Raw genomic sequence first — 26,237 nt, forward strand, 5'->3', positions numbered from 1 at the left:
CTCAGTGTGCCCGCTTCGGAAGCGCGAACACCAACAGAAACGCCGCGACGGCGAAGGCCGCGCTGACGCCCATCGCGTGGGCTGCGGCGTCGGTGAAGCCGGTGGCCAGGGCGTCCGGCCCCGGCCCGGCGACGGTGAGCGACCCGAACAGGACGCTGCCGATGATCGCGATGCCGATGGCACTACCGATGCGCTGCATGGTGGAGATGACCCCGCTGGCTGCTCCGGCATCGGGGCGGTCGACGGTGGCCACGATGAACTGGGCGTTGGGGGCGATGAACGCGCCGTTGCCGAGGCCGGCGACGAAGAGCGGCACCAGCAGCTTCCAGTTGGTGAGGTCGGCGGCCTCGGTGGTGAGCAGAATCAGCCATGCGGAGATAAGGCCGACGCTCACCAGCCCGGCACCGAGCAGAAGAACGCGGCGACCGAGCCGCTCCGCCAACCGATTCGACTGCGACGACGAGACGATGCTGCCGATCGCGAACGGGATGGACACCACGCCCGAGGCCAGCGCCGTGTTGCCCAGACCGGTCTGCCACAGGATCGAGATGGTGAAGAAGATGGAGGTGAAGGCGGCGAAGTAGACCAACGCGAGGATCACGCCGCCGGTGAACGCCGGGCGGGTGAACAGCCGCGGCGGGACCAGGGGGGTGCGGCCGCTGCGGGTGTACCGCACCTCCCACGCGCCGAACAGGGCGAGCAGCAGACCACCGATCACCAGAGTGACGACGGTCCAGGCCGGCCATCCGGTGTCCTGGCCCTCGATCAACGGAACGAGCAGCGCGACCAGCCCGGCGGTGACGAGCAGCAAGCCGACCCAGTCGATACCGCGATCGGCGGCGTCGGTACCGATCTCGTCGTGCGTCGGGAGGATTTTCGCCGCGAGCAGGACGCCGGCGATGCCGAAGGGCAGGTTGACCAGGAAGACCAGTCGCCAGCCGCTGTCCGGGCCGACGGCCTCGATGATGAGTCCGCCGATGATGGGGCCGAGGGCGCTGGAGACGCCGATGACCGCGCCCATGATGGCGAACGCCTTGCCGCGCAACTGCGGCGGGAAGAGCAGCTGGATGAAGGCCGTGACGGCGGGAACGAAGATGCCGCCCGCGAGGCCTTGGACGATGCGCGCCGCGACCAACTGCACGTCGTTCTGCGCCAGGCCGCACGCGAGGCTGGCGAGGGTGAAGATCGCGAGGCCGGTGACGAAGATCCATTTGTGGCCGATGCGGTCGCCCACGCGGCCCGCCGGGATGAGCGCGAGGCCGAAGGCCAGGGCGTAGCCGGAGATGATCCACGAGAGCGTCGCTTCGCCGGCGTCCAGCGACGTGCGGATGGTGGGGAGCGCGACGTTGACGATGGTGGTGTCCAGCAGGGCGATGAACATGCCCATGAGCAGGACCATGAGGGACTGCCACGCGCGCCGGGACACGGTGGGGGCGGACGCGTCCGAGGTGGACGGCGACGCGGGAGAACTGGTGAACACCCTCGAGAACCTTTCGCACAGGGAACAACTTGCCTAGCCTGATTCGGCGCACCGACAACCGTCGGACCGTGGATGCGGACGACGGGTGCGGACGCGAGCGGATACCCGCGTCGTACGCTGCGGGAACACCGGACAGAACGGACGCGGGACGCGTCCCGGAAACACGGACGGGGATGGGATGGAGTCGACGCGAACGGACCAGGCGGCAGGCGCGGCGACCGCACCGGACGGACGTCGGGTGTCGGTGTTCGCCGACGACGCGCTCGGCCGACACGACGCGGTGGGCCTCGCCGACGCGCTGCGACGACGGGAGGTCTCGCCGGACGAGGTGCTCGCGGCGACCCGCGACCGGCTGGCGGCGGCGGCCGACCTGAACGCGGTGGTGGGGTCGGTGTTCGAGACGCCCGTGGCCGGCAGCCCGGCGGGACCGTTCGGCGGCGTGCCGACGCTGCTCAAGGACAACAGCGATCTGGCCGGGGTGCCGACGGGTGTGGGGTCCGAGATCGTCCGGGAAGTCCCCGTGTCGTCCCACGGCCCGGTGGCGCGGGAGTTGCTGCGGATGGGCCTGACCATCGTCGCCAAATCCACGCTGCCGGAGTTCGGACTCAGCGCGTCCACCGAGTTCCCGACGCGCCCACCCACCCGCAACCCCTGGCACACCGGCTACTCGTCGGGTGCGTCGTCGGGCGGGTCGGCCGCTCTGGTGGCCGCGGGGGCGGTGACGCTGGCGCACGCCAACGACGGCGGCGGATCCATCCGCATTCCGGCGGCGTGCTGCGGGCTGGTTGGCCTCAAGCCCTCACGCGGGCGCTTCGTCCTGCCGACCGTCGAAAAGATGCTGCCGGTGCCCATCGTCGCGGACGGGGTGGTGACGCGCACCGTGCGCGACACCGCACGGTTCTGGTCGGAGGCCGACCGGCACTCGACGCGATCGCTCCGGCCCGTCGGGTCGGTGACGGGACCGTCGGCGCGGCGGCTCCGCGTCGGGCTGGTCCTGTCCTCGCTCGCGGGCAGCGGCATCGACGACGCCACCCGGCGGGCCACGGAGGACGCGGCCGCGCTGGTCGACTCGCTCGGCCACCGGGTGGAGCCGATCGATCGGTTGCCCATCGACGCCGGGTTCCCCGACGATTTCGTGCGGTACTGGTCCTTCCTGGCCTTCGCGCTGCAGCGCTCCACGCCGCGGGCCCCGCGCACCACCGTGCGGGACTTCGATCCGCTCACCGTGGGTCTGGCCGACCGCTTCCGACGGGACGCGTGGCGGTTGCCGGCCGTGACCCGTCGACTGCGCCGCGCCGCCGCCGACTACGCGTCGATGTTCGCGTCCGTCGACGTGGTGCTCTCTCCGGTCACGGGCAAGGCCACCCCGCCGCTGGGTTACCTGTCGCCGCGGGTGCCGTTCGATCTCTTGCTCGAGCGGCTGACCGACGTCGCGGTCTTCACCCCGTTGCACAACGTGGTGGGGGCGCCGGCGATCAGCCTGCCGCTGGGGCCGCCGTCCCCGGCTCCGCTGGGCGTGATGTTCTCGGCGCGACAGGGCGACGATCGCACTCTGCTGGAGCTGGCGTTCGAGCTCGAACAGGCGGCACCGTGGCCGTCCCTCGCCGACTCGGGAACAGGAACGGGACCGGCTTCGGCCCGACGATCGGGGTCGTCGACCGCTTAAGTCGTAGCAGCCCCACAGTCACGGTCGGGGGCCTAGTGTTCGGTCACAGTACGAGTCAGTGACCGAAGGGGTGTCCGATGTCGGTGGGAATCACGATCGTCGACCTGTTGACCCGCATCTCCTACCTGTTCCGCGGGTGGGAGTTCTGACCCGACCGCACCACGTGCGCCCCGAACACGATGGAGGCGTCGGTCAGCGCGACACTCACCGCGGGACGACGCCCGTGCAGGTGGCCCAGCGGTCCGTCCGGGGCGAAGGTCCAGGTCGCGTTCAGGGTGCGAACCCGCGGGAAGAGGCGGTTGCGGGACACCACGCGTCGTCCGTCCAGCGCCTGGGCCGTGGTGAGGGGTATGCCGATCGACCCGGGTAGCGACGCGCGGCCGATCGTCGCGTCGAGGGCCGCGACGGGCGCACCGTCCATCGTCATGGAGGCGGCGACGCGGCGGCCGGAACTCTCCCGTCGGAAATCCCCGAGGTGCTTGGGAATCGACCACAGTTCTCGCCCGCCCGTGCGGGACTGCGGGCTGTCCACCCAGATGTCGGGGATGGTGGCCATGATCGACGCGCCGCGGCGGACGAGGACGGACCCGATCAGCTCGTCGTAGGACAGCACGCCGCCCGAGGTGTAGCGGACGAACGCCGCACCGACCACGGCGCGGCCCCCCACGGTGACCGGTCGAACGGCCGCGTCGCGCACCGTATCGGTGACCCGGGCGGGCAACTCCCGCGTCGGGACCAGGAAGGTCGAGACGAGCAGGGTGCCTCCGAGGTACCAGGGTTCGGGCGGGTACGTCTCACCGTCCGCGCCGATGTGCCAGTCCGCCGCCCGCAGCTCCGTCATGCCGGTCAGGATAGCCGATACATGGACGTCCAACCATGTACCGGTCCGTAGGCTCGCGCGGTGCGCACTCGGTCCTCCGCCCTGCTTCTCTCGTGGCTCGCCGACGTCGTTCTCGGCGATCCGCAGCATCGACACCCGGTCGCGGCGGTGGGGTCCGCCGCCGCGCGACTCGAGACTCTCACCTACCGCGACACCCGGGCCGCGGGCGTCGTGCACACGGCCGTCGTCCTTTCCACCGTGGTGGGAGGCGCGGTCGCGGTCGACCGGGCGCTGCGTCCGTGGCCGTGGTTGCACACCGCGGTCACCGCCGCCGGAATCTGGGCGTGCCTGGGCGGCACGACCCTCGGACGCACCGGCGCGGCGATGGCCGACGCGGTGGCGGCCGGGGACCTCTACGCCGCGCGGGCCATCGTGCCCTCGCTGTGCGGACGCGACCCGTCGCTGCTCGACGAGGCCGGCGTGGTGCGCGCGGCCGTGGAATCGGTGGCCGAGAACACCTCGGACGCCACGGTGGGGGTGCTGGTCTGGGCCGCCGTCGCCGGCCTGCCCGGGGCGGTGGGCTACCGCACCGTCAACACGCTCGACGCCATGATCGGCTACCGGAACGATCGCTACTCCCGCTTCGGGTGGTGCGCCGCGCGCCTCGACGACGTGGTGAACCTGGTCCCTGCTCGACTGACCGGGCTGCTCACGGTCGGGCTCGCGCCGGTCGTCGGCGGTTCACCGGCGCGGGCTCTGCGCGCCTGGCGCGAGGACGCCGGGTCCCATCCGAGTCCCAACGCCGGAGTGGCCGAGGCGACGGCGGCGGGAGCGCTGGGGGTGGGCCTCGGCGGCGAGACGGCCTACCGGCACGGGGTGGAGCAGCGGCCTCGACTGGGTCGCGGTCCGGCTCCGACGACCGACGATCTGCGGCGCGCGGTCCGACTGTCCGCGGCGGTACAGGCCGCGGCGGCGCTCGTGACCGCCGGCGCGACGGCGCTGGTCACCGCAGGCGCATCGGTGCGGACCGGTCAGCGGCGACGGCCGTAGCGGTCGGCAAGGCGATCGTCGGTCACGGCCGACCCGCCGGACCCTGCTTTGCGACGCTTGCGGCGCGGGGTCAGCAGAGCGTCGAGACCGTCGTCGTACTCCGGCGTCCGCTCTTGCTCGGCGGGACCGACGGGCTCGGTGGTCGCGGGAGTCGTCTCCTCCGCCTCGCTGCGCACCCGCCGTCGTTCCTTGATCTCGGCGCGGACGAAGTACGCCAGTCCGAGCGGCGCCATGAGACCGAACGCGAGCCACTGGAGCCCGTAGGAGAGGTACGGCCCGGCATCGAGCTGCGGCAGCGCGATCACGCCGAGACCGCCGGGCTGATCCTCGGCCAACTGCAGATAGCCGTCGACCGGCTGAGTGCCGGTGAGCTCACCGACCTGGCCGGGAGTGATGGTGTAGACCTGCGGCAGCCCGGGGCCGGTGACGGCGGGTTTGCCGTCGACCGCCGGTTCGGCGACGCGCAGTCGCCCGTCGAGCGAGACGGGACCGCTGGGCGGCGGCGTGATGTCGGGGACCTCGACGCCCTGCGTCGGCAGCACGTACCCCCGGTTGACCATGAGCGTCGCGCCCTGATCGGTGCGGAACGGGGTCAGCACCTCGAAGGCCGGTGTGTCGCCGACGCTGCGCAACCGCACGACGACGTCGCTGTCCTGCACGTAGGTACCGGTGGTGCCGACGCGCCGCCACTCGTCGTCGCCGGAGACGACGCCGTCACCGATCAACGTCGCGGCGTCCACGGGGTCGGCCTCGAACGATCGGGAGATCTGCTCGTTGCGTGCCGACGTGGACGAGTTCTTGCCCAGCTGCCAGGGCGCGAGGACCGAGAAGCACAGGTAAGCGAACAGCAGCACCACGGCCATGAGCGCCAACCACCCGGGGCGCAGGAGGAACGACAGGCGACGCACAACTACACAGCGTAGTCGTCGGACTCGGACAGCAGGGTCCGGACGTGCTCGACCAGGCCGGGGACGGCGGCTTCGATCTGCGTGCGCACCTCGGTGAACCCGGACTCCGGGCCGTAGTACGGATCGGCCACCTCGGCGCCGGGCTCGGCCGCCGGGTCGAAGGACCGCAGCAGAACGAGCCGGTCGGAGGGCACACCGAGCCGGACGAGCGCGCGCCGGTGCGAGTCGTCGAGCGCCACGACCAGATCGGCGCCGAGGATGTCCTCGTCGACGGTCCGGGCGCGGTGCTCCTCGGAGTAGCCGTGTGCGCCGAGTTCGGCGGCCGCCCGCGGATCCATCGGGTCGCCGACGTGCCAGCTGCCCGTCCCGGCACTCGTCAGCCGCACCCGGTCGGCGAGCCCCGCACGATCCAGTGCGTCCGCGGCGATCTTCTCCGCCATCGGCGACCGGCAGATGTTGCCGGTGCACACGAAGGTGACGTGGACGCTCACGCGGCCACCATCGTCGTCGCCAACAGGTCGGACAGCGCCTGCGGCGTCGGGACGGACCACGACGCGGCGGCGTGCTCGGCCGGCAACCCGTATCCCCACTCCACCAACGCGACGGGAATGCCCCAGTGGCCGGCGCCGAACACGTCGTGGTCACGGTCGCCGACCATCACCACCGCGGGCGTGCCGCCGTCTGCGGTGGCCCGCGGCTCGCGGCCCATCAGCCCCAGGGCACGGGCAACAACGTCGGACTTGGCGCGCCGGGCGCCGTCGTCACTGGCGCCGGCGATGGCGCCGAAGAACCGGGCGAGGTCGAAGTGCTCGAGGATGCGGGTGGCGACGCGCTCGTTCTTGCTGGTGGCCACGGCCATCGGCACACCGGCCGCGGCCACGGCCTCGAGGACGTCGACGACGCCGTCGTACACGCGGTTCTCGGCCCACCCGGACTCCTCGTAGTACTCCGAGTACGCCGCCCGTGCCCGGTCGACCTGGTCCGGCGTCATGCCGAGGGACCGGAAGGTGTCGATCATCGGCGGACCGACCACGTGCGAGCGGACGTCGTCACCCGGCAGCGGCACTCCGACCGCGGTGAGCGCGCGGTCGAACCCGGCCAGGATGCCGGGCGCAGAATCGGTGAGCGTGCCGTCGAGGTCGAACAGGATCAGATCGGCGGGTTCGCGGTCGGCAGGGTCGGGTGCGGTAGCAGGCATGATGCGCTCAGTTTACGGACGGGTTCCGACATCGGAGCCGGGCCCGTGACAGTCTCGTCCCCGTGAGCGACGCGCACGACCACGACCTCCGTCATCACGGCGACGTCGACGCCGAACCGGGGATGGAGGACTTCGCGGTCAACGTCCGCGGCACGCGGCCGCCGGAGTGGTTGCGCGCGATCCTGGTCGACTCGCTGGGGCGCGTGGGGTCCTATCCCTCGGCCGAGCACGATCGCGCGGTGCGGGAGGTCGTCGCGGCCCGCCACGGGCGGCACCCCGACGAGGTGTTATTGCTCGCCGGCGCCGCGGAGGGCTTCGCGATGTTGCCGCGGCTGGTCCGCCGCCGGGCCGCCGTGATCCACCCGTCCTTCACCGAGCCCGAGTTCGCGTTGCGCGAGGCGGGGGTGCCGACGACGCGGGTGATCCTGTCGCGGCCGTACGTTCTGGCCGCGGCGACCGTCCCGGAGGACGCCGACGTGGTCGTGGTGGGCAACCCCACCAATCCGACGTCGGTCCTCCACCCGCGCCGTGACGTCCTGGCGATGCGTCGGCCCGGTCGCCTGGTGGTGGTCGACGAGGCGTTCGCCGACACGACGCCGGGGGAGCCGGAATCGCTCGCCGGTGAGTCGTACCCCGACGTGCTGGTCCTACGAAGCCTCACCAAGTCCTTCGCCCTGGCCGGTCTGCGGTGCGGCTACGCACTGGGGCATCCCGACGTGCTCGCTCGTCTCACGCGTGGTCGGGCGCACTGGCCGCTGGGAACGCTGCAGCTCGACGCGGTGGCCGCGTGCAGCAGCCCGGAGGCGGTGCGCCGGGTCGAGCGCGACGCCGCGGTGATCGCCGACGAACGCGCGTACTTGATCGACCGGCTGGCGACCGTCGGGGTTCGGCCGGCCGCACGGCCGTCGTCGTCGTTCGTCCTCGTCGACGTCCCCGACGCCGAGCGCGTGCGGCGGGGTCTGCGTGCTCGGGGCGTCGCGGTGCGACGGTGCGACACGTTCCCCGGGCTCGGCGATCAGCTGCGGCTGGCCGTGCGCGACCGCGGCGCGGTGGACCGGCTGGTGACGGCGTGGCACGCCCTCCTGTGACGGCGTGGCACGCCGTTACCCTGGGGCCATGACGTCCCCTCGGCCCGCGCTCCTGTCCGACGTGATCGCCGAGCTCGATCGCGTGTATCCGCCTGTGCTGGCGGAGGACTGGGACTCGGTGGGTTTGGTGACCGGGGATCCGGCGGACGAGGTGCGCACCGTGCGCTTCGCCGTCGACGCCACCGAGGCGGTGGTCGATCGGGCGATCGCCGACGGTGCCGAGTTGCTGGTGGTCCACCATCCGCTGCTGCTGCGCGGAGTGGACACCGTGGGCGCCCACACCCCGAAGGGCGCGCTGATTCATCGCCTCGTCCGCGCCGGATGCGCGCTGTTCACCGCGCACACCAACGCGGACTCCGCGCGTCCCGGGGTGTCCGACGCGTTGGCCGACGCCCTGGGGCTCGTCGACACCGTGCCGTTGGATCCGAAAGACGATGTCCCGCTGGACAAGTGGGTGGTGTTCGTGCCCGACGCCGACGCGGCTGCGGTGCGCGACGCGCTGTTCGCCGCCGGCGCCGGGGCACTGGGCGACTACCGGGACTGCAGCTGGGCGACGACGGGCGTGGGGCAGTTCCGGCCCGTCGACGGCGCGCATCCCGCACTCGGGTCGGTCGGGTCGCTCGAACAGGTGGACGAGCAGCGGATCGAGACCGTCGCCCCGCGCTCGGCGCGTGCCGCCGTCCTGGCGGCCCTGCGCGCGGCGCACCCCTACGAGGAGCCGGCGTTCGACGTGTTCGCTCAGGTGGGTCTGCCCGGCCCGCTGGGCCTCGGTCGCGTGGGCCGGGTGGACCCACCGGTCACGTTGCGCGAGTTCACCGCTCGGGTCGCCGAGCGTCTGCCGACGACGGCGTGGGGCGTGCGCGCGGCGGGCGATTCGGACCTGCGCGTCGAGCGGGTGGCCGTGTGCGGGGGATCGGGCGACTCGTACCTCGCCGCGGCCCGCGGCGCCGGCGCCGACGTCTACGTCACCTCGGATCTGCGCCACCACGTGGCCGACGAACACCTGCGCGGCGGCGGCCCGGCCCTGATCGACGTGGCGCACTGGGCCGGGGAGTTCCCGTGGTGCGCCCAGGCCCGGGGCGTGCTCGACCGCGCCTTCGGCGAGCGGCCCGGGTGGTCGAGTGCGGTCCTGGGGGAGCGGACCGATCCCTGGACGATCGGTGCCGTCGACCCCGGCCGCTGACGGTAGCGTGACACCGGTGAACGTCGACCCGAAGATCCAGGAGCAGTTGCTCGACCTGGCTGCCATGGACACCGAACTCGCTCAGCTCGCCCACCGTCGACGGACGTTGCCCGAGCAGGCCGAACTCGACGCGCTCGAGACCGAGCGGGTGGCGCGCAAGGACGCGGCCGTCGGCGTGGAGATCCAGCTCGACGACATCGATCGCGACATCCGCAAGCTCGAGGGCGAGATCGACGCCGTCCGCAAGCGTGAGGACAAGGACCGCGCCGTGCTCGAGTCCGGCTCCGCGCCCGCGAAGCAGCTCACGGAACTGCAGCACGAGCTGGGCAGCCTCGAACGCCGCCGCAGCATCCTCGAGGATGAGCTGCTCGAGGTCATGGAGCAGCGCGAGGCCCTCGCGGCGGATCACGACCACGCGGGTGCACGGCTGTCCAAGGCCGAGGACGATCTGGTGGACGTGACCCGACGACGCGACGACGCCCTCGCCGACGTCGACCGCCTCGTGCAGACGCGGACCGGTCAGCGGGCCGAGCTGGCGTCGTCGCTGCCGGACGAGGTGGTGTCGGTCTACGAGAAGCAACGCGAACGGTCCGGCGTCGGTGCGGCTTTGCTGCGCGGCCGCCGCTGCGGTGCCTGCCGCATCGAACTCGACCGCGGCGAGATCGCGCGCATCGCCGCGACGCCGGCCGACGCCGTCGTCCGCTGTTCGGAATGCAACGCGATCCTGGTGCGAACCAAGGAATCCGGTCTGTGACGACGCCCGGTGGTGTCGGTCGGGTGACGATCGAGGCCGACGGCGGATCGCGCGGTAACCCCGGCCCGGCCGGGTACGGCGCGGTGGTTCTCGACGACGCCGGGTCGGTCCTCGCGGAACGTCGGGAGGCCATCGGCACCGCGACCAACAACGTCGCGGAGTACCGCGGTCTCATCGCCGGTCTCGAGGCCGCGCGTGAGCTCGGCGCGGCCGAGGTGGCGGTCCGGATGGACTCGAAACTGGTGATCGAGCAGATGTCCGGGCGGTGGAAGGTCAAGCACCCGGACATGATTCCCCTGCAGGGGCGGGCGGCCGAGGTGGCGCGCACCTTCGACTCGGTGAACTGGACCTGGATCCCGCGCGCCGAGAACGCCCGGGCCGACCGCCTGGCCAACGAGGCGATGGACGGGGAGCCGGCGTTGCTCGACGGGTCGGCCGTGTCGGAGGCCCCGAGCGCGCCGACGACGACGGAGCGACCCGCGTGGCAGGCGGTCACCGGCGCGGCGACGCGTCTGATCCTGCTGCGACACGGGCAGACACCGCTGTCGGTGGAGAAGCGCTACTCCGGACGCGGCAACCCCGATCTGACCGACGTCGGGCGCGCGCAGGCCGCGGCCGCGGCGGAGCGCGTGGCACGGCTGGGGCCGATCGACGCGATCGTCTCCTCACCGCTCGCCCGCGCCCGCGACACCGCCGAGGCGGTCGCCGCGCGAGTCGGGGTGTCGGTGCACGTGCTCGACGATCTGACCGAGACCGACTTCGGATCCTGGGAAGGACTGACATTCGCCGAGGTGTCCGCCCGTGACGGCGACGCGCACCGCCGGTGGATGGGCGACACCTCGATAGCGCCGCCGGACGGCGAGAGCTTCGACGCCGTCCGCGCCCGCGTCGAGCGGGCGCTGGCCACGGTGCGCCGCGAGCACGCCGGGCAGACGGTGGTGGTGGTCTCGCACGTGACGCCCATCAAGACGCTGCTGCAACTCGGGCTCGACGTCGGTCCGTCGATCCTCTACCGCCTGCATCTCGATCTCGCGTCGGTCAGCGTCGTCGACTTCTACGACGACGACGCGGCATCGGTGCGGCTGGTCAACGACACGTCGTTCCTCGGCGACTGAGGCGGCCTGCCGACGACTTTCGGAGAGACCCGTCCGTGACATGGAGGGCGACCCGCCCGTCAGATCTGCAGGGCAGCCCAGAGGGCGAGCGTGGCGGCCACGAGTGTCACCGGGGTGGTGAGTACCCCGAGCGCGGTGAAGGTGCGCAGACTCACCGGTTCCTGCTCGGCGCGAGCGACCCTGCGCCACAGCATGATCGCCAGCGACCCCACGTAGGTGAGGTTCGGCCCGAGGTTGACCCCGATCAGCAGGGCCAGCAGGGCCGGAACCGAGGCAGCGCCGGACGCGGTGAGTGCGGCGAGCAGCAGCAGGGTCGCGGGCAGGTTGTTCAGCACGTTCGAGGCCACGGCGGCGATCGCGGCGATCAGCAGCAGGGACGGCAACGACGTCGACGTGGGGAGCAGTCCGGCCACCCACGACCCGACGGGTCCGTCGGCCAGGCCGGCGACGACGATGCCGAGGGCGAACACGAAGACGCAGAACCAGAGGTCGAGCGCGCGCACGACGGCCGTCGGGGTGGTCTCGCCGGCGCGGACGGCCGGGACGGCGAGGACCACGGCCGCGGCGGCCGCCACCCACACCGGCTCGACTCCGACGGCCCCGCTCACGGCGAAACCGACCAGGGCGCAGGCGATCACCCCGAGTGCGAACACGGGTGCGGGGGTCTCGTCCGCCGGGGTGCCGTCGCGGGCGTCGTCGGCTACCGCCGGCATCGCAGCCCCGCCGCCTCGAAGGTCGTCGCGGAAGAACCACCGGAACACGAGGAACTCGACCACGATCGCCACCACCCACGGCCCCGCCATGAGTGCGGAGAAGTGCAGGAAGGACAGTCCCGTCGCCGAGAACACCAGCAGATTGGTGAGATTCGAGACCGGGAGCAGCGTCGACGCCGAGTTGGACAGGTGCGCGACGGCGTAGGAGGTCGGCCGGGCGGAGAACCCGGCCCGGCGGGCAGCAGCGATCACCACCGGTGTGAGCAGCACGACGGTCGCGTCGAGACTGAGCACCGCGGTGGTGAGGGCGGCGGTGACGAACACGGCGCTCAGCAGACGCACCGGCGACGCCGCCGACCGGCGGTGCAGCACTCCGGCGATCCAGCGGAACACCCCGCGGCGGTCCGCGAGGTGCGCCAGCGCCAGGATCGCCGCGAGGAACGCGACGGTCGGTGCCAGCTCACGGATCTCCCGCAGGGCCCCGTCGAGGCCGACCACGCCGAGGAGCAGCGCCAGACCGGCGGCGGGCACCGCGAGCACGGCCTCGGGCAGTCCGCGCGGACGCACGATGGCGAACGCCAGCACCGCCCCGACCAGCAGCACGGGAAGAACGACGTCCCTCACGCGAGCAGGCGACGCAGCGTGCGCAGGTTGCGGGTGGTCGTCGTCGACTTGTACGCCGCCTTGGCGCTCGCCTTGCCCACGACGCTGCCGAGGGTGTCGCCGCGGACGACCTCCCAGAACAGGACGTGGTGCGGCCCCGGCGCGGTCCGTTCGACGGCCGGATCCAGACCGTCCAGGGCGCCCAATTCGGCCGTCGAACGACCGTCGGAGGAGAAGATCACGTAGGGGTGGCGCACCTCCTCGTCGGTCTGCCACGGATACGCCGCGACCACCTCGGCGAGCCGGTCCGCGGTCAGCACCACCACCCACGCGTCGTAGCCGAACTCCCGGCGTAGCACGGCCTCGACGTCCGACCGCACCGACGCCTCGTCGCCGTCGGCCGTGAGCAGGACGTTGCCGGACGCGAGCACCGTGGTGACGTCGGCGTACCCGGCGGCGGTGAGGGCGGACCGCAGGTCGCTCATCACGAGGCGCACCCCACCGACGTTGACGCCGCGGAGCAGGACGACGAATCGCATGGCACGACTGTAGGGCGACGCTCCGACACGGCGGTCCGCCGAGTAGCATCTGCCGTGCGGACGAGTCGACCGGGCGGCCGCGGCGGGAGGAACCGGCGACCGGTGTCGCCAGGCCTCACGCCGAGGAAAGTCCGGACTCCACAGAGCAGGGCGGTTGCCAACAGCAACCCGAGGTGACTCGCGGGACAGTGCCACAGAGAACAGACCGCCGATCGTCATCGTGACGCGTCGGTGAGGGTGAAACGGTGCGGTAAGAGCGCACCAGCACCCCGGGTGACCGGGGTGGCTCGGTAAACCCCGCCCGGAGCAAGATCGAAGGTCGCACCGTCGTTCGCGGTGGTGCGGCTGCGCAGGTGCCCGAGGGCTGCTCGCCCGAGCCTGCGGGTGGATCGCTCGAGGTACCCGGTGACGGTGTGCCCAGATGGATGGTCGCCGCCCGGACGCTCGCGTCCGGGGACAGGATCCGGCTTACAGGTCGACTCGCCCGCCCCACTAGAACACGTGTTCGATAGCCTGCTAGGGTCGTTCCCGGCGGGCCGGCGGTAGGTGACTACGGGAAGCGTCGGCCCGCCGCCGGACCACCCGAGACGACGAACGGCCCCCGTCCGAGGACGGGGGCCGTTCGCACGTGTTCACACGGCTCAGATGGGGTTGACCGCCAGCAGGGTCGCCCAGTACGTCGCGGCGTCGGGTCCGACCAGCGGCAACAGGTGGTCGAAGATGATGACTGACATGTCCTACTCCTTCGTCGTGATGCACCGTGAGCACGGTGGCCGTGCGCAGGGGGTTCCCGGGAAGTGTATCGCGGTAACCACGCCGATTGCGCGCGCGTCTCGTGCCGTGGCGTGTGCACCCGCGAGGCGTCGCGTACGGGTCGCCGAGACGGGGCACACTGTGCCCATGAGCGACGACGAGCAGTGGTACTTCCGCATCAGCGACAAGGCCGTGGTGCAGGGCAAGGACGCGGGCGCGATGGACCGCATGGGTCCCTATCCGGACCGCGAGACCGCCGAGCGTGCCCTCGAGATCGCGGCGGAGCGGAACAAGGCGGCGGACGACGCGGACCGTGACTGGTCCTGACCCACTGACCTAGCGGTCGGTCCAGCCGGCGCGATCGGCGGTACGCCGCAGCTTCTTCCATGCGGACGGGAAGGGCTCGAGGGCGTCCGCTCCGGCGCGCGCTTCCGCGGCGTACAGCACGCCGTGTGTGAAGGTGTCCGCGCCGCGGGCGTGGGCCGAGTCGGCCTCCACGAGCAGGGTGCGCCGCGCGACCGCGCTGTCCTGGTGGTCGCCGAGCACCGACTGCACCTTCTTCGCGGACTTCGCCGCCCGTGCGGCCGTGCGCGCGAAGCGCTTCGGCGAGTCGACCACCCCGGCCGCCTCGGCGGCGTAGCGCAGCTTCTTGGCCAGCTTGCGCACGTCGTGCATCGCGTCCTCGTGCTCGTCCTCGGCGCCGCGATCGCGGAGCGCGAGAGCGCGACGATGGGCCTCGTCCACTCGGGTGTACTGCGCGCGCAGCACGCGATCGAAGACCCGGGCCGCCGGCTTGCCGGCCTTCTTCCCGGTCGGTGACGACGCGAGCAGTGCATCGAGCGAATCGAGGAGAGCGAAGTACCGCTCGCCGTCGAGTTCGCGCACCACCTCGGCGTGTGCAAGCGAGTAGAGCCGCTGCTGGGTGCCGACCAGCGAGTCCGCCACGTCGCCGCGCACGGCGTCGGCCGGAAGTGCGGCCAGGGCGTCGCGGTACCGCTCGGCCAGGACCTCCGCGTCGCGCGCGGTACCGAGAATGCCGGCGAGCCAGGACAATTCGCTCCGGACGGCGTCGACATCCGCGCGGTCGAGGAGCGCGCGGTAGGACCGGAGGACGCTGCGCAGCCGCCGCGTGGCGACGCGCATCGCATGCACGGAATCGTCCTCGTCGCGCCGCACGCGGGGATCCGCGGAGATCAGCGCGGACACGTCGGCCGCGAGCGCCACGCGGAGTGCGGAGCCGGCCGTGCCGTCGGGCTGCGGAGAGATGGACTCCCGGGCCGCCTCCAACCGTGAACCGAGGGCGCGCGCCAGCTTGGACGGCGACGAGCCAGGTTTCGCGCCGTGGTCGGTGAGGAACGTGCCCAGATCGCGAAGCGTCGAGCGCGTGCCGTCGACCAGTTCCAGCTCCCACTCCCGCCAGCGAACGGTGATGTCGTCCAGCAGGTTTCGCGCCGTCACCGTGTCGTCGCAGAGCTCGGCCGCACGATCGGCCTTCGCCGTCGACACCGTGGTGATCACCCGACGGGTCTCGATGCTCGCCACCGGCACGAGAGGACGCCCCCGGGTGTGAGCGCGCACCACCAGGGCGACCTCGTCGGGAACGCGCGTGGTGTTCCCGCCCGCGGAGAGCGGGCTGCGCACCTCGACGCGCTCGTCCGAGGACACGGGCAGCTTGACGTGCCACCCCGCATCGGCGCTGCCCGTCCGCCGCCGCAGCGTGATTCGGGCGCGGGCCAGAGCCAGATCGGCGGTGTCGAAGTAGGTCGAGACCGGGTGCGTCAGTTCCGGCGCCGACGCGGCGGTGACCGACGGCGCACCCGCGAGATCCGGGACGGGAGTGTCCATCCCGACGTCGAACTTCACTTCGATCTCCGTGTGCGCCTCGGGCTTTCTCGTCATGACCACATCTTTACCAGCCGAGGATGAACGCACCGGTCGTTCACCGACGCAGCGCGTCCGTCCTCACCGACGCAGCGCGTCCGCCACTACCGACGCAGCGCGTCCATGGCCTCGACGAGGTGGTGCACGATGCCCGGCTCGGCCGCCGAATGGCCCGCGTCGTCGACCACGTGCAGGGTCGACGACGGCCACGCCCGGTGCAGATCGAGGGCGCTGCGTGCCGGGGTCACCACGTCGTACCGCCCCTGGACGATCACGCCGGGAATGTCGGCGATGCGGTCGATGTCCCGCAGCAGCTGACCCGGCTCCAGGAAGCCGCCGTGCACGAAGTAGTGGTTCTCGATGCGCGCGAAGGCCAGTGCGAATCGCGGGTCCGCGGTCTGGTCGAGACGGCTCGGCGACGGCAGCAGGGAACTGGTCGCGCCCTCCCACGTGGACCACGCCACCGCGGCGCGCACGGCGACGTCCTCATCGGGGGAGTGCAGCAGGTCGTGGTAGACCGCCACCGGGTCCTCGTCCCGTCGATCGGCCGGGATCGGAGCGAGGAACTCCTCCCATTTCTCGGGGAACAGATGGCCCGCGCCGCCGCGGTAGTACCAGTCGATCTCGGCGTCGCGGAGCAGGAAGATTCCGCGCAGGACCAGAGCCCGGACGCGGTCCGGATGCGTTTGGGCGTAGGCCAGCGCGAGCGTCGACCCCCAGGAGCCGCCGAACACGATCCACGAGCCGATGCCGAGGTGCTCCCGGAGCAACTCCATGTCGCCGATCAGCGCCGGAGTCGTGTTCACCGACAGGTCGGCGCCGTCGGCCACGTGCGGGGTGGAGCTGCCGCAGCCACGCTGGTTGAACAGCACGATGCGGTAGTGCTCGGGGTCGAAGTATCGGCGCTGATCGGGATTGGTTCCCCCGCCGGGTCCGCCGTGCACGAAGACCACCGGGACGCCGTCGTCGGCGCCGCTGACCTCCCAGGCGAGGCGCTGCCCGTCGCCGACGTCCAGCAGGCCCGTCTCGTGCGGGTCGATCGGCGGGTAATACGTGCGGCGGTCGGCGCCCGCGGTCACAAGCCCACCAGTCCCGACGCGAGATCGGGAATCTCCAGCAGGTCGATCGCCTGCGACCGGACGTCGCCGCACGTCTCCTCGGTCGCGTCGTCGACGATCGCCCGGTTCTGCACCACCGCGGCGTTCAGGCCGTACTGCGCGGCCCACGTCTGCACGAGGATGTTCAGTCCACCGCGCCCGAGCGTGGGACCCTGCGTCCGCCAGTTCGAGAGCTGGGCCTCCAGATCGCGGCACAGGGTCTCGGCTTGATCGGACGTCACGGTCGCCGTCGCGCTCGCCGCCGTCGTCGACGTGGTGGACGACGGCGCCGTCGTCGACTCGGCCGGACCGGGGTCCGATCCGCCGGACCCGCACGCGGTCACGCACAGAGCGGTGGCCGCGAGGGCGAGACCGACGCGGGTGGGGACAGCGGAGCGAGACACGGTTCGGCGAATCATGTCTGCGAGTGTGTCAGAAGCTGTGCTCGGCCCCCGGGAACGAGCCCACACGCACCTCGCGCGCGTACTCCGCGGCCGCGCGGCGCAGCTCGTCGCCCACCGCGCCGAACCGCTTGACGAACTTCGCGGTGCGGCCGCTGGTGTAGCCCGCCATGTCCTGCCAGACGAGCACCTGGGCGTCGCAGTCGGGGCCTGCGCCGATGCCGACGGTGGGGATCATCAGCTTGCGGGTGACCTGGCCGGCGAGCTCGGCGGGGACCATCTCCATCACGACCGAGAACGCGCCGGCTTCCTGGACCGCGATCGCATCGGCGACGAGGCGCTCCGAGGCGTCCCCGCGGCCCTGGACTCGGAATCCGCCGAGCCCGTTGACGCTCTGCGGCGTGAAGCCGATGTGCGCCATGACCGGGATGCCTGCGGCGGTGATCGCGGCGATCTGCTCGGCGACCCGCTCGCCGCCCTCGAGCTTCACCGCGTGGGCCTGGCCCTCCTTCATGAACCGCACCGCCGTCTCCACGGCCTGCCGGGGGGTGGTCTCGTAGGTGCCGAAGGGCAGGTCGGCGACGACGAGGGCGTTCGGAGCGCCCCGCACCACGCCGCGCACGAGCGGAAGCAGCTCGTCGACGGTGACGGGAACCGTGGTGTCGTAGCCGTAGACGACGTTGGCGGCGGAATCGCCCACCAGCAGCACGGGAATGCCGGCGTCCTCGAAGATGCGGGCGCTGGAGTAGTCGTAGGCGGTGAGCATGGCCCACCGGTCGCCGGACGCCTTCATGGCCTGCAGGTGGTGTACTCGGGTCTTGCGACCGGTGGGTGCGCCGTAGAGGGGGGTCTCGCCGGACTCGGCGGACGGATCGGTGCCGGGTGCAGAAGTGGACACGGAAGTCCCTTTCGTCCTCGAGGCCCGCCGTGCGGGTCCCCGGGTGGGTGCTGACCAGGCAAGTCTGCCACCGACCCCGCCGGTCGCCGCTGTGGTGTCCGTCACCCTCGCCGCGGTGTCGGTCGACCGTGCCACTATCGCTGGCGTGCTTCTTCCGCGCGGCGCCCGCCGTTCCCACCGTCCGTTCGCCGTGCGGTCGCTGGCGGTGCTCGCCGCCGTCTCCATGCTGGCGGTCGCCGGCTGCAGCCGGCCGAGCGGGATGGAGACCGTCCCGAGCGACGGGGCACCGACAGCCGCGGCCACGCCCGGGCCGGAGGTGTTGCCGGGCCCGGACGACCCGCGTCCGCGCACCCTGGCCGAGTACGAGGCCCAGCGCGTGAGCTGGGGCTCGTGCGACGGCTTCGCCACGGACGGGACGGCTCTCGACACCGCCCTCGACTGCGGTCGGGTCCTCGTTCCCCTGGACTACGACGACCCGGCAGGCCCGCTCGCGTCGCTCGCGTTGTCGCGCGCTCCCGCGACGGGGCCGGTGATCGGATCGATGCTCGTGAACCCGGGCGGGCCGGGCGCGTCGGGACTCTCGACGGCCACGGTCGCCCGCGGCACCCCGGTGGCCGACCGCCTCGACGTCGTCGGATTCGACCCGCGCGGGATCGGTGCCTCGGTGCCCGCGGTGCGCTGCGACACCGCGGCGGAGTTCGACGCCGAGCGTGCCGACGACGACGTCGACACCTCGCCCGCCGGGATCGCCGAGACCGAGTCGGAGAACGAGGCCTACGCCCAGCGCTGCGCGGACCGCAACGATCCGGTGCTGCTCGCGCACATGAGCAGCGAGGACGTCGCCCGCGACATGGACGTGATCCGCGCCGCGCTCGGTGACCGTGCGCTGACCTATCTGGGGTTCTCGTACGGCACCCGGCTCGGCTACACCTACGCCCGGCTGTTCCCGGACCGGGTGCGTGCGATGGTGCTCGACGGCGCCCTCGACCCCGCCGCCGACGTCTCGGAGGAGACCGTCGCCCAGGCCGCCGGCTTCCAGACGGTGTTCGACGCCTTCGCACGCGACTGCGCCGCGCGGGCGGACTGCCCGCTGGGGACGACGTCGGCCGACGCCGTGGCGCGGTTCCGCGCGCTGGTCGATCCGCTGGTCGGGGCGCCGTTGCCGGCGGGAAACGGCAGGGCGCTGAGCTACGACGACGCCATCACCGGGGTCCAGCAAGCCCTTTACACCGAGCAGCTGTGGGAACCGCTGCGGCGCGGTCTCACCGAACTTGCGTCCGGCCGCGGCACGGTGTTGCTCGCCCTGGCCGACCTCTACAACGGCCGTCTGCCCGACGGCAGCTACACCAACAGCAACGACGCCTTCACCGCCGTGCGGTGCGTCGACGATCCGCGGATCCAGGACCGCGCGGAGACCGGCGCGGTCGACCGCGAGTTCCGCGCCGCCGCACCGTTCCTCGACGACGGCCGCGGCACGGGCGAGGCGCCGCTGGACTCGTGTGCCTTCTGGCCCGTGCCGACGCGCGCCGATCCCGGTCCGCTCACGGTGACGGGACTGCCGCCGACCGTCGTCGTCTCCACGACCGCCGACCCCGCCACGCCGTACGAGGCGGGCGTCGCGCTCGCCGACCAACTCGGCGCGGCCCTGGTGACGTTCGAGGGAGATCGGCACACGGCGTCGTTCGACGGGGTGGCGTGCGTGGACGACGCGGTGACGGACTACCTCGTCTACCTCACGGTGCCGCCGGCCGGTCTGCGCTGCCCGTGACGCGCCGGACCCCGGCCCTGTCCGACGCGCCGGACCCCGGCCCTGTCCGACGCGCCGGACCCCGGCGATGTAACACGGATTTAATGCGGCGTGCCTAGCCTGACGGTCATGGATCGCCAAAAGGAATTCGTGCTGCGCACGCTGGAGGAGCGCGACATTCGATTCGTGCGCCTCTGGTTCACGGACGTGCTCGGATACCTCAAGTCGGTGGCGATCGCACCGGCGGAACTCGAAGGTGCCTTCGAGGAAGGCATCGGCTTCGACGGGTCCGCCATCGAGGGTTTCTCCCGCGTGTCCGAGGCGGACACGGTGGCCAAGCCCGACCCCACCACGTTCCAGATCCTGCCGTGGACCACCAGCAAGGGTGAGCAGCACTCCGCCCGCATGTTCTGCGACATCGCCATGCCGGACGGCTCGCCGTCGTGGGCGGATTCGCGGCACGTCCTGCGGCGCCAGCTGAGCAAGGCCGGCGACCTCGGGTTCAGTTGCTACGTGCATCCGGAGATCGAGTTCTTTCTTTGCAGCGAGATGCCCGACGACGGGCGTCCGCCCACCCCGGCCGACAACGGCGGGTACTTCGACCAGGCCGTGCACGACTCCGCGCCGAACTTCCGCCGCCACGCGATCGACGCGCTCGAGTCCATGGGCATCTCCGTCGAGTTCAGTCATCACGAGGCCGCGCCCGGCCAGCAGGAGATCGACCTGCGGTACGCGGACGCGCTGTCGATGGCGGACAACGTGATGACCTTCCGCTACGTGGTCAAGGAGGTCGCGATCGAGGAGGGCGTGCGCGCGACGTTCATGCCCAAGCCGTTCAGCGATCAGGCCGGCTCGGCGATGCACACCCACATGAGTCTGTTCGAGGGCGAGACCAACGCCTTCCACAACCCGGACGATCCGATGCAGCTCTCGGACACCGGGAAAGCCTTCATCGCCGGGATCCTCGAGCACGCCAACGAGATCAGCGCCGTCACCAATCAGTGGGTCAACTCGTACAAGCGCCTCATCCACGGTGGGGAGGCTCCGACGGCGGCGTCGTGGGGCCCGTCCAACCGCTCCGCGTTGATCCGCGTGCCGATGTACACGCCGAACAAGGCGTCGTCGCGGCGCGTCGAGATCCGCAGCCCCGACTCGGCCTGCAACCCGTACCTCACGTTCGCCGTGCTGCTGGCCGCCGGACTGCGCGGCATCGAGCAGGGGTACGAGCTGCCGCCGGAGGCGGAGGAGGACGTCTGGTCGCTCACGTCCGCCGAGCGGCGTGCCATGGGGTACCGCGAGCTGCCGAGCAGTCTCAACGAGGCGCTGGCCGCGATGGAGAAGTCCGAACTGGTGGCCGAGACGCTCGGCGAGCACGTGTTCGACTACTTCCTGCGCAACAAGCGTCGTGAGTGGGAGTCCTACCGGTCACGCGTGACGCCGTTCGAGCTCGAGACCTACCTCGGACTGTGAGCCGTAGCGCCGCCGGCAGCGTGTCGCCCGTTCGACGAGTCCGTTCGACCCGAGAGAGTGCCCGATGACTCCACCGCCCGGCCGATCCACTCTGCCCAGTCCGGGGCGACTGGGTCTGGTCGCGGAGACCGCGTCGGCCGACCTCGCGCGCCTGGGATGGACCGGTGAGGCCGACGTGGACCTGCTCTGGTCATTGTCGCGCTCGCCGGACGCGGACCTCGCGCTGCGCACGGTGGTGCGACTCGCCGAGGCGCTGGGCGACGGGTGGTCCGAGCTCGACGGCGTCCTGCGCCGTGACCCGCTGGTTCGCGGGCGCCTGCTCGCCCTGGTGGGCTCGTCGGCCGAGCTCGGGGACCACCTGGTGGGGCAGCCCGAGAAGTGGCGGCTGCTCGCCGAGCACCGCACGGCGCTGCCGACGCCCGACGAGGTGCGGTCCGATCTCCTCGGCGCCGTGGAGGCGACCGCCGAGACGGGGGAGTGCGCGTCCGACGGACTGTTCCGCGCGGCACTGACGGGACCGAAAGCCGTTCTGGCGCTGCGCACCGTCTACCGCGACCATCTGATGATCCTGGCCGCCGCGGATCTCGCGGCGACGGTGGAGAACGAAGCCGTCGTTCCCTACGAGACGGTCGCTCGTCACCTGTCCGACCTCGCGGACGCCGCGCTCACCGCCGCCTTGGCCGTGGCCGTCGCCACCACGTTCCCCGACGAGCCGTGTTCGGTGCGGCTCGCGGTGATCGCCATGGGCAAATGCGGTGCGCGCGAACTCAATTACGTCTCCGACGTGGACGTCGTCTTCGTGGCGGAACCGGCGACCACCGCCGCGACGCGGCTCGCGGGCGAGCTCATGCGCGTGGGGTCGTCGGCCTTCTTCGAAGTCGACGCGGCGCTGCGGCCCGAGGGCAAGCAGGGCGAGCTCGTGCGCACCCTCGACTCGCACCTCGCCTACTACCAGCGGTGGGCGAAGACCTGGGAGTTCCAGGCGTTGCTCAAGGCCCGCGCGATGACCGGCGACGTCGAACTGGGCGCTGCCTACGTCGCCGCCGTGACGCCACTGGTGTGGAACGCGAGCGAGCGCGAGGACTTCGTCCCCGAGGTGCAGGCCATGCGCCGACGCGTCGAGGAGATGGTGCCGCCGGAGCTGCGCGAGCGGGAGATCAAGCTCGGCCGCGGCAGTCTGCGCGACGTGGAGTTCGCCGTGCAGTTGCTGCAGATGGTGCACGGTCGCGGCGACGAGTCGCTGCACGTGCAGAGCACGGTGTCCGCGCTGTCCGCGCTGGCGGACGGCGGGTACGTCGGCCGTGACGACGCCGCCAACCTCACCGCGTCCTACGAGTTCCTTCGGCTGATCGAGCACCGGCTGCAACTGCAGAAACTGCAACGGACGCACACCCTTCCGCCGTTCGACGACGACGAGGCCCTGCGGTGGCTGGCCCGCGCCGCGCACATGCGACCCGACGGCAACCACGATGCGTTGGGCGTCCTGCGCCAGGAGATCCGCCGCAACGCCCAGCGCATCCGACGGCTGCACGCCCGTCTGTTCTACCGGCCGCTGCTCGAGTCCGTCGCTCGGCTCGACAGCGACACGCTGCGCCTGAGCGCCGACTCGGCCAAGCGGCAGCTCTCCGCCCTCGGCTACTCGGCGCCGCAGAACGCGCTCGGCCATCTCACCGCCCTGGTGGGCATGGGTGCACGCAAGGGTCGTATCCAGTCGATGCTGCTGCCGACGCTGCTCGAATGGCTCGGCGACACACCGGATCCCGACGCCGGCCTGCTCGCCTATCGGCGTCTGTGCGAGGAGGTCGCGGAGCAGTCCTGGTTCCTGCGTCTCGTGCGTGACGAGGGCCCGGTGGCGCAGCGGCTGATGCGGGTCCTCGGCTCGTCGGAATACCTCCGCAGCGTTCTGGTCAACGCCCCCGAGGTCATCCGCCTCTACGGCGACGGCGCCTCCGGGCCGAACCTGCTCGACGTCGACCCCACCGAGACGTACGGGGCCATTCTCAAATCGTCCGCACGCTACGAGGATCCGGTGCGTGCCGTCGGTGCTGCCCGGTCGTTGCGCCGTTACGAACTCGCCCGCGTCGCGTCCGCCGACATCCTCGGCCTGCTCGACGTGCCCGAGGTGTGCCGGGCGCTGTCGTCGGTCTGGGCCGCGGTCATCAACGCCGCGCTCGACGCGGCCGTTCGTGCGTCCGTCGCCGACCGCGGCGAGCCCGCCCCGGCCACGATCGCCATCATCGGCATGGGCCGTCTCGGCGGCGGAGAACTGGGCTACGGGTCCGACGCCGACGTGCTGTTCGTATGCGAGCCCGTGCCGGGTGCCGACGACGCCGAGGCCGTCAAGTGGGCCAACGCCATCGCCGACCGTGTCCGCACGCTGCTCGGCTCACCCAGCCAGGACCCGCCCCTCGAGGTGGACACCGGACTGCGGCCGGAAGGCCGTCAGGGCCCCGTCGTGCGCACGCTGTCGGCGTACGAGGCTTACTACACCCAGTGGGCGCAGCCGTGGGAGATCCAGGCGCTGCTGCGCGCCCACCAGGTGGCCGGGGATCAGGACCTGGGAATTCGCTTCCTGCTCGTGGCGGACTCCGTCCGCTACCCGGAGGGCGGTGTCTCCGACGAGGCCGTGCGCGAAATCCGGCGTATCAAGGCCCGCGTGGACGCGGAACGTCTGCCCAAGGGGGCGGACCCCACCACCCACACCAAACTCGGACGGGGCGGTCTGGCCGACGTCGAGTGGACCGTGCAGCTGCTGCAACTCCGTCACGCCCACCGCGTTCCCGCGCTGCACAACACGTCGACCCTGCAGGCGCTCGACGCCATCGGCGCCGCCGAGCTCATGAGCCCGGGCGACGTCGACCTGCTCCGGCAGGCGTGGCTCACCGCGACCAAGGCGCGCAACGCCCTGGTCCTGGTGCGCGGCAAGCCCACAGATCAACTGCCCGCCCCCGGCAAGGTGCTCTCCGCCGTCGCGCAGGTCGCCGGCTGGCCGGGCGGTGACGCAGGGTCCTTCCTGGACAACTACCTGCGTGTCACGCGCCGGGCGAAGAACGTGGTCGAACGGGCGTTCGGGAGCTGACGGGTGCTGCGGCTCAGTCGGTGCCCGCGGTTACGAACCCTTCCTGCACCATCCAGTCCCGCGCCACCTCGGCCGGCTCCCGGCCGTCGACGTCGACTTCCTTGTTGAGCTCGGTGATGGCGTCGTTGGTCAGCGCCGCCGAGACGGGGGCGGTGATCTCCGCGATCTCCGGGTACCGGTCCGCCACCTCCTGGCGCATGGTGACGGTGGCGTTGTAGCGCGGGAAGAACGACTTGTCGTCCTCGACCACCACGAGGTTCAGGCCCTTGATGCGGCCGTCGGTGGTGAACACCTCACCGAACTTGCACTGCGACCCCTCGGCGGTCGCCTGGTAGATCACGCCGGTCTGCAGGATCTGCCGCGGCACGGCGTTGGCGTCGAACCCGTACGTCGCCGCGAGGCCGGGGAAACCGTCCTGGCGGGAGTTGAACTCGGTCTCCACGCACACCGACGCGGCGGCGGGGTCGGAGTTCGCCAGCGCGGCGTAGTCGGAGAGGGTCTTCACGCCCGTCGCCTCCGCCGTCTGCTGGTTCATCGCGAGTGCGTAGGTGTTGTCCATCGGCGCCGGGTTGACCCAGACGATGCCGTTCTCCCTGTCGGCGTCCCGCACCGCGTCGAACTGTTCGGTGGCGTCGGCGATCGGGGTCTCGTTGCCCAGGTAGTTGATCCAGCCCGTGCCCGTGTACTCGTAGGCCAGGTCGACCTGGCCGCTGATCATCGCCTGCCGGGTGCTGTTGGACCCCGAGATGTTGGTGAGGTCGCGGACGTTCGCGCCGGCCGCCTCCAGGGCGAACTCGAGGATGTAGCCGAGCACGATCTGCTCGGTGAAGTCCTTCGACCCCACGGTCAACTCGGCACCCTCGAGTCCGGGCTGGGCGGTGATGCTGCCCGGCCCCACGTCGAGCGGAACCGCGCTGCCGGACTGCAGCCCGCAGCCGGCGAGGAGGAGGGAGGAGGCGCCGAGCGCCGCGAACAACCGTGTAATGCGGCGCATCTAGCGAAGTCCCTTCGGTCCGAGATAGGCCTCGGCGAGCGCGCCGAGCCAGTCGACGAGCAGGGCGAGTGCGACGGCCAGGACGGCACCGACGACGAGGATGAGCGGCTGGTTGAGTTTGTAGCCGGTGTCGATGAGCACGCCCAGACCACCGGCGCCGACCAGGAAGCTCAGCGTGGCGGTACCGACGGCGAGCACGAGCGAGGTGCGCAGGCCCGCCAGGATGTACGGCACGGCGAGCGGGAACTCGATGCGGCGCAACACCCCACCGCTGGACATGCCCTGCCCGCGGGCGGCGTCGATGTAGCTCGGATCGACCTGCTGGAAGCCCAGCATCGTGTTCCGCAGGACCGGCAGGAGCGAATAGAAGGCGATGGGCAGCACGCCGATCCAGAAGCCGGTAGTGCTGGTCAGCAGGAAGAGCAGCACCAGCAGACCGACCGCCGGAGCGGCCTGTCCGATGTTGGCGATTCCGATGAAGATCGGCGCGAGTCTGCGGTACCCGTTGCGCGTCAACAGGATTCCCAGGGGAACGGCCACCAGGACGACGAGGGCGGTCACCACGAAGGTGATGAGGACGTGCTGCAGCACCGTCTCGGAGATCGTGCCGATGTTGATGGTCTCGGCCTGGGTGGCCGTCAGCTCCCGGGTGAGGGCGTAGGTCAGCAGGACGGCGACCATGACGACGACGATCAGCGGCTGGATGAGCAGGCGGATTCGTTCCGCGCGCCGCACGGCGCGGGCCGCGGACTCCGCGTCGGCGGCCGGGTCGACGTCACCGCCGAGGGCAGGCGCCTCCG

The 26,237-nt window shown here is 71.7% G+C and carries 23 protein-coding genes and 1 other RNA gene; 11 read left to right on the forward strand and 13 right to left on the reverse strand.

From position 1 onward, the window contains the following. Window position 1 precedes the first annotated feature (1 nt). Window positions 2–1,480 carry a DHA2 family efflux MFS transporter permease subunit gene (locus A3Q40_RS05490; protein ID WP_068100300.1) on the reverse strand — a complete coding sequence of 493 codons (1,479 nt, stop codon included), beginning with the start codon at window positions 1,478–1,480 and terminating at the stop codon, window positions 2–4. A gap of 178 nt (window positions 1,481–1,658) precedes the next feature. Between A3Q40_RS05490 and A3Q40_RS05495 the strand changes: the two genes are divergently transcribed. Then, window positions 1,659–3,146: an amidase gene (locus A3Q40_RS05495; RefSeq protein WP_068100302.1), complete on the forward strand. Its 1,488-nt coding sequence runs from the start codon at window positions 1,659–1,661 to the stop codon at window positions 3,144–3,146. A gap of 121 nt (window positions 3,147–3,267) precedes the next feature. On the opposite strand, the gene A3Q40_RS05500 is transcribed toward A3Q40_RS05495, so the two are convergent. Continuing rightward, the gene (locus tag A3Q40_RS05500; RefSeq protein WP_068100304.1) at window positions 3,268–3,987 is read right to left on the reverse strand and encodes an acetoacetate decarboxylase family protein; all 720 of its coding nucleotides are present in this window, start codon (window positions 3,985–3,987) and stop codon (window positions 3,268–3,270) included. A gap of 60 nt (window positions 3,988–4,047) precedes the next feature. Between A3Q40_RS05500 and A3Q40_RS05505 the strand changes: the two genes are divergently transcribed. Next, window positions 4,048–5,016, forward strand: coding sequence for a cobalamin biosynthesis protein (locus A3Q40_RS05505; RefSeq protein ID WP_068100307.1), 969 nt, complete (start codon window positions 4,048–4,050; stop codon window positions 5,014–5,016). On the opposite strand, the gene A3Q40_RS05510 is transcribed toward A3Q40_RS05505, so the two are convergent. From A3Q40_RS05510 to A3Q40_RS05520, 3 genes are read right to left on the reverse strand one after another with little or no spacing between them, the layout of a single operon-like run. After that, entirely contained in the window at window positions 4,998–5,924 is a 927-nt protein-coding gene (locus tag A3Q40_RS05510; protein ID WP_068100310.1) for an SURF1 family cytochrome oxidase biogenesis protein, read from the reverse strand. The two genes, A3Q40_RS05505 and A3Q40_RS05510, sit on opposite strands and share 19 nt — an antisense overlap. Before the next feature lie 2 nt (window positions 5,925–5,926). Beyond that, window positions 5,927–6,364 carry a low molecular weight protein-tyrosine-phosphatase gene (locus A3Q40_RS05515; RefSeq protein WP_082834083.1) on the reverse strand — a complete coding sequence of 146 codons (438 nt, stop codon included), beginning with the start codon at window positions 6,362–6,364 and terminating at the stop codon, window positions 5,927–5,929. A 47-nt stretch (window positions 6,365–6,411) separates the two neighbouring features. Continuing rightward, entirely contained in the window at window positions 6,412–7,122 is a 711-nt protein-coding gene (locus A3Q40_RS05520; protein ID WP_068100316.1) for an HAD hydrolase-like protein, read from the reverse strand. 62 nt (window positions 7,123–7,184) lie between these two features. On the opposite strand from A3Q40_RS05520, the gene cobC reads away from it, so the two are divergent. Genes cobC through A3Q40_RS05540 form a run of 4 tightly spaced genes read left to right on the forward strand, consistent with a single transcriptional unit; the run spans window position 7,185 to window position 11,262 of the window. Continuing rightward, a complete protein-coding gene (gene cobC / locus A3Q40_RS05525; RefSeq protein WP_068100318.1) occupies window positions 7,185–8,210 on the forward strand; it encodes an Rv2231c family pyridoxal phosphate-dependent protein CobC in 1,026 nt (341 codons plus the stop codon). A gap of 28 nt (window positions 8,211–8,238) precedes the next feature. After that, complete coding sequence (locus A3Q40_RS05530; protein WP_068100322.1) at window positions 8,239–9,393, forward strand: Nif3-like dinuclear metal center hexameric protein; 1,155 nt, start codon at window positions 8,239–8,241, stop codon at window positions 9,391–9,393. A 16-nt stretch (window positions 9,394–9,409) separates the two neighbouring features. Beyond that, entirely contained in the window at window positions 9,410–10,147 is a 738-nt protein-coding gene (locus tag A3Q40_RS05535; protein WP_068105339.1) for a zinc ribbon domain-containing protein, read from the forward strand. After that, window positions 10,144–11,262, forward strand: a complete 1,119-nt coding sequence (locus A3Q40_RS05540) for a bifunctional RNase H/acid phosphatase (RefSeq protein ID WP_235606456.1) — start codon at window positions 10,144–10,146, stop codon at window positions 11,260–11,262. The genes A3Q40_RS05535 and A3Q40_RS05540 overlap by 4 nt, the downstream gene beginning before the upstream one ends. A 59-nt stretch (window positions 11,263–11,321) precedes the next feature. Here the strand turns inward: A3Q40_RS05540 and A3Q40_RS05545 are convergent, their stop codons facing one another. Together A3Q40_RS05545 and A3Q40_RS05550 are read right to left on the reverse strand one after the other, a co-directional pair. Continuing rightward, window positions 11,322–12,599, reverse strand: coding sequence for an SLC13 family permease (locus tag A3Q40_RS05545; protein ID WP_068100324.1), 1,278 nt, complete (start codon window positions 12,597–12,599; stop codon window positions 11,322–11,324). Next, the gene (locus A3Q40_RS05550; protein WP_068100325.1) at window positions 12,596–13,117 is read right to left on the reverse strand and encodes a DUF1697 domain-containing protein; all 522 of its coding nucleotides are present in this window, start codon (window positions 13,115–13,117) and stop codon (window positions 12,596–12,598) included. Before A3Q40_RS05550 ends, A3Q40_RS05545 begins: the two co-directional genes overlap by 4 nt. A gap of 61 nt (window positions 13,118–13,178) precedes the next feature. On the opposite strand from A3Q40_RS05550, the gene rnpB reads away from it, so the two are divergent. Both rnpB and A3Q40_RS05560 read left to right on the forward strand, forming a co-directional pair. Further along, window positions 13,179–13,604, forward strand: an RNA gene (gene rnpB / locus A3Q40_RS05555) — RNase P RNA component class A. A 413-nt stretch (window positions 13,605–14,017) separates the two neighbouring features. After that, window positions 14,018–14,197, forward strand: coding sequence for a hypothetical protein (locus A3Q40_RS05560; RefSeq protein ID WP_068100327.1), 180 nt, complete (start codon window positions 14,018–14,020; stop codon window positions 14,195–14,197). Window positions 14,198–14,206: 9 nt separating this feature from the next. Here A3Q40_RS05560 and A3Q40_RS05565 read toward each other — a convergent pair whose 3' ends face one another. From A3Q40_RS05565 to panB, 4 genes are all read right to left on the reverse strand, one after another. Continuing rightward, window positions 14,207–15,769 carry a CYTH and CHAD domain-containing protein gene (locus A3Q40_RS05565; protein WP_069973018.1) on the reverse strand — a complete coding sequence of 521 codons (1,563 nt, stop codon included), beginning with the start codon at window positions 15,767–15,769 and terminating at the stop codon, window positions 14,207–14,209. Between the two features lie 86 nt (window positions 15,770–15,855). After that, window positions 15,856–16,830 carry a prolyl aminopeptidase gene (pip, locus tag A3Q40_RS05570; protein ID WP_068100331.1) on the reverse strand — a complete coding sequence of 325 codons (975 nt, stop codon included), beginning with the start codon at window positions 16,828–16,830 and terminating at the stop codon, window positions 15,856–15,858. After that, entirely contained in the window at window positions 16,827–17,267 is a 441-nt protein-coding gene (locus A3Q40_RS05575) for a hypothetical protein (protein WP_068100333.1), read from the reverse strand. The genes pip and A3Q40_RS05575 overlap by 4 nt, the downstream gene beginning before the upstream one ends. Before the next feature lie 13 nt (window positions 17,268–17,280). After that, window positions 17,281–18,147: a 3-methyl-2-oxobutanoate hydroxymethyltransferase gene (panB, locus tag A3Q40_RS05580; protein ID WP_068100334.1), complete on the reverse strand. Its 867-nt coding sequence runs from the start codon at window positions 18,145–18,147 to the stop codon at window positions 17,281–17,283. A gap of 223 nt (window positions 18,148–18,370) precedes the next feature. Here panB and A3Q40_RS05585 point away from each other — a divergent pair, with 223 nt between their 5' ends. From A3Q40_RS05585 to A3Q40_RS05595, 3 genes are all read left to right on the forward strand, one after another. Continuing rightward, window positions 18,371–19,915 carry an alpha/beta hydrolase gene (locus tag A3Q40_RS05585; protein WP_068105342.1) on the forward strand — a complete coding sequence of 515 codons (1,545 nt, stop codon included), beginning with the start codon at window positions 18,371–18,373 and terminating at the stop codon, window positions 19,913–19,915. Between the two features lie 108 nt (window positions 19,916–20,023). After that, a complete protein-coding gene (gene glnA, locus A3Q40_RS05590; protein WP_068100336.1) occupies window positions 20,024–21,364 on the forward strand; it encodes a type I glutamate--ammonia ligase in 1,341 nt (446 codons plus the stop codon). Between the two features lie 64 nt (window positions 21,365–21,428). Then, window positions 21,429–24,443: a bifunctional [glutamine synthetase] adenylyltransferase/[glutamine synthetase]-adenylyl-L-tyrosine phosphorylase gene (locus A3Q40_RS05595; protein WP_068100338.1), complete on the forward strand. Its 3,015-nt coding sequence runs from the start codon at window positions 21,429–21,431 to the stop codon at window positions 24,441–24,443. 13 nt (window positions 24,444–24,456) lie between these two features. Here A3Q40_RS05595 and A3Q40_RS05600 read toward each other — a convergent pair whose 3' ends face one another. Next, window positions 24,457–25,437: a glycine betaine ABC transporter substrate-binding protein gene (locus tag A3Q40_RS05600; protein WP_068100340.1), complete on the reverse strand. Its 981-nt coding sequence runs from the start codon at window positions 25,435–25,437 to the stop codon at window positions 24,457–24,459. Further along, a complete protein-coding gene (locus A3Q40_RS05605; RefSeq protein WP_068105343.1) occupies window positions 25,438–26,172 on the reverse strand; it encodes an ABC transporter permease in 735 nt (244 codons plus the stop codon). Between the last annotated feature and the right edge of the window lie 65 nt (window positions 26,173–26,237).

The sequence above is a fragment of the Rhodococcus sp. PBTS 1 genome (genome assembly GCF_001620025.1).
Lineage (GTDB): Bacteria > Actinomycetota > Actinomycetes > Mycobacteriales > Mycobacteriaceae > Rhodococcoides > Rhodococcoides kroppenstedtii.

Coding starts and splice junctions, on each gene's coding strand:
- A3Q40_RS05595 (WP_068100338.1), top strand. CDS start 21,429: ATGACTCCACCGCCCGGCCGATCCACTCTGCCCAGTCCGGGGCGACTG.
- A3Q40_RS05500 (WP_068100304.1), bottom strand. CDS start 3,987: ATGACGGAGCTGCGGGCGGCGGACTGGCACATCGGCGCGGACGGTGAG.
- A3Q40_RS05585 (WP_068105342.1), top strand. CDS start 18,371: ATGCTGGCGGTCGCCGGCTGCAGCCGGCCGAGCGGGATGGAGACCGTC.
- glnA (WP_068100336.1), top strand. CDS start 20,024: ATGGATCGCCAAAAGGAATTCGTGCTGCGCACGCTGGAGGAGCGCGAC.
- A3Q40_RS05520 (WP_068100316.1), bottom strand. CDS start 7,122: ATGCCTGCTACCGCACCCGACCCTGCCGACCGCGAACCCGCCGATCTG.
- A3Q40_RS05530 (WP_068100322.1), top strand. CDS start 8,239: ATGACGTCCCCTCGGCCCGCGCTCCTGTCCGACGTGATCGCCGAGCTC.
- A3Q40_RS05515 (WP_082834083.1), bottom strand. CDS start 6,364: ATGGCGGAGAAGATCGCCGCGGACGCACTGGATCGTGCGGGGCTCGCC.
- A3Q40_RS05550 (WP_068100325.1), bottom strand. CDS start 13,117: ATGCGATTCGTCGTCCTGCTCCGCGGCGTCAACGTCGGTGGGGTGCGC.
- A3Q40_RS05495 (WP_068100302.1), top strand. CDS start 1,659: ATGGAGTCGACGCGAACGGACCAGGCGGCAGGCGCGGCGACCGCACCG.
- A3Q40_RS05575 (WP_068100333.1), bottom strand. CDS start 17,267: ATGATTCGCCGAACCGTGTCTCGCTCCGCTGTCCCCACCCGCGTCGGT.
- A3Q40_RS05600 (WP_068100340.1), bottom strand. CDS start 25,437: ATGCGCCGCATTACACGGTTGTTCGCGGCGCTCGGCGCCTCCTCCCTC.
- A3Q40_RS05560 (WP_068100327.1), top strand. CDS start 14,018: ATGAGCGACGACGAGCAGTGGTACTTCCGCATCAGCGACAAGGCCGTG.
- A3Q40_RS05565 (WP_069973018.1), bottom strand. CDS start 15,769: ATGACGAGAAAGCCCGAGGCGCACACGGAGATCGAAGTGAAGTTCGAC.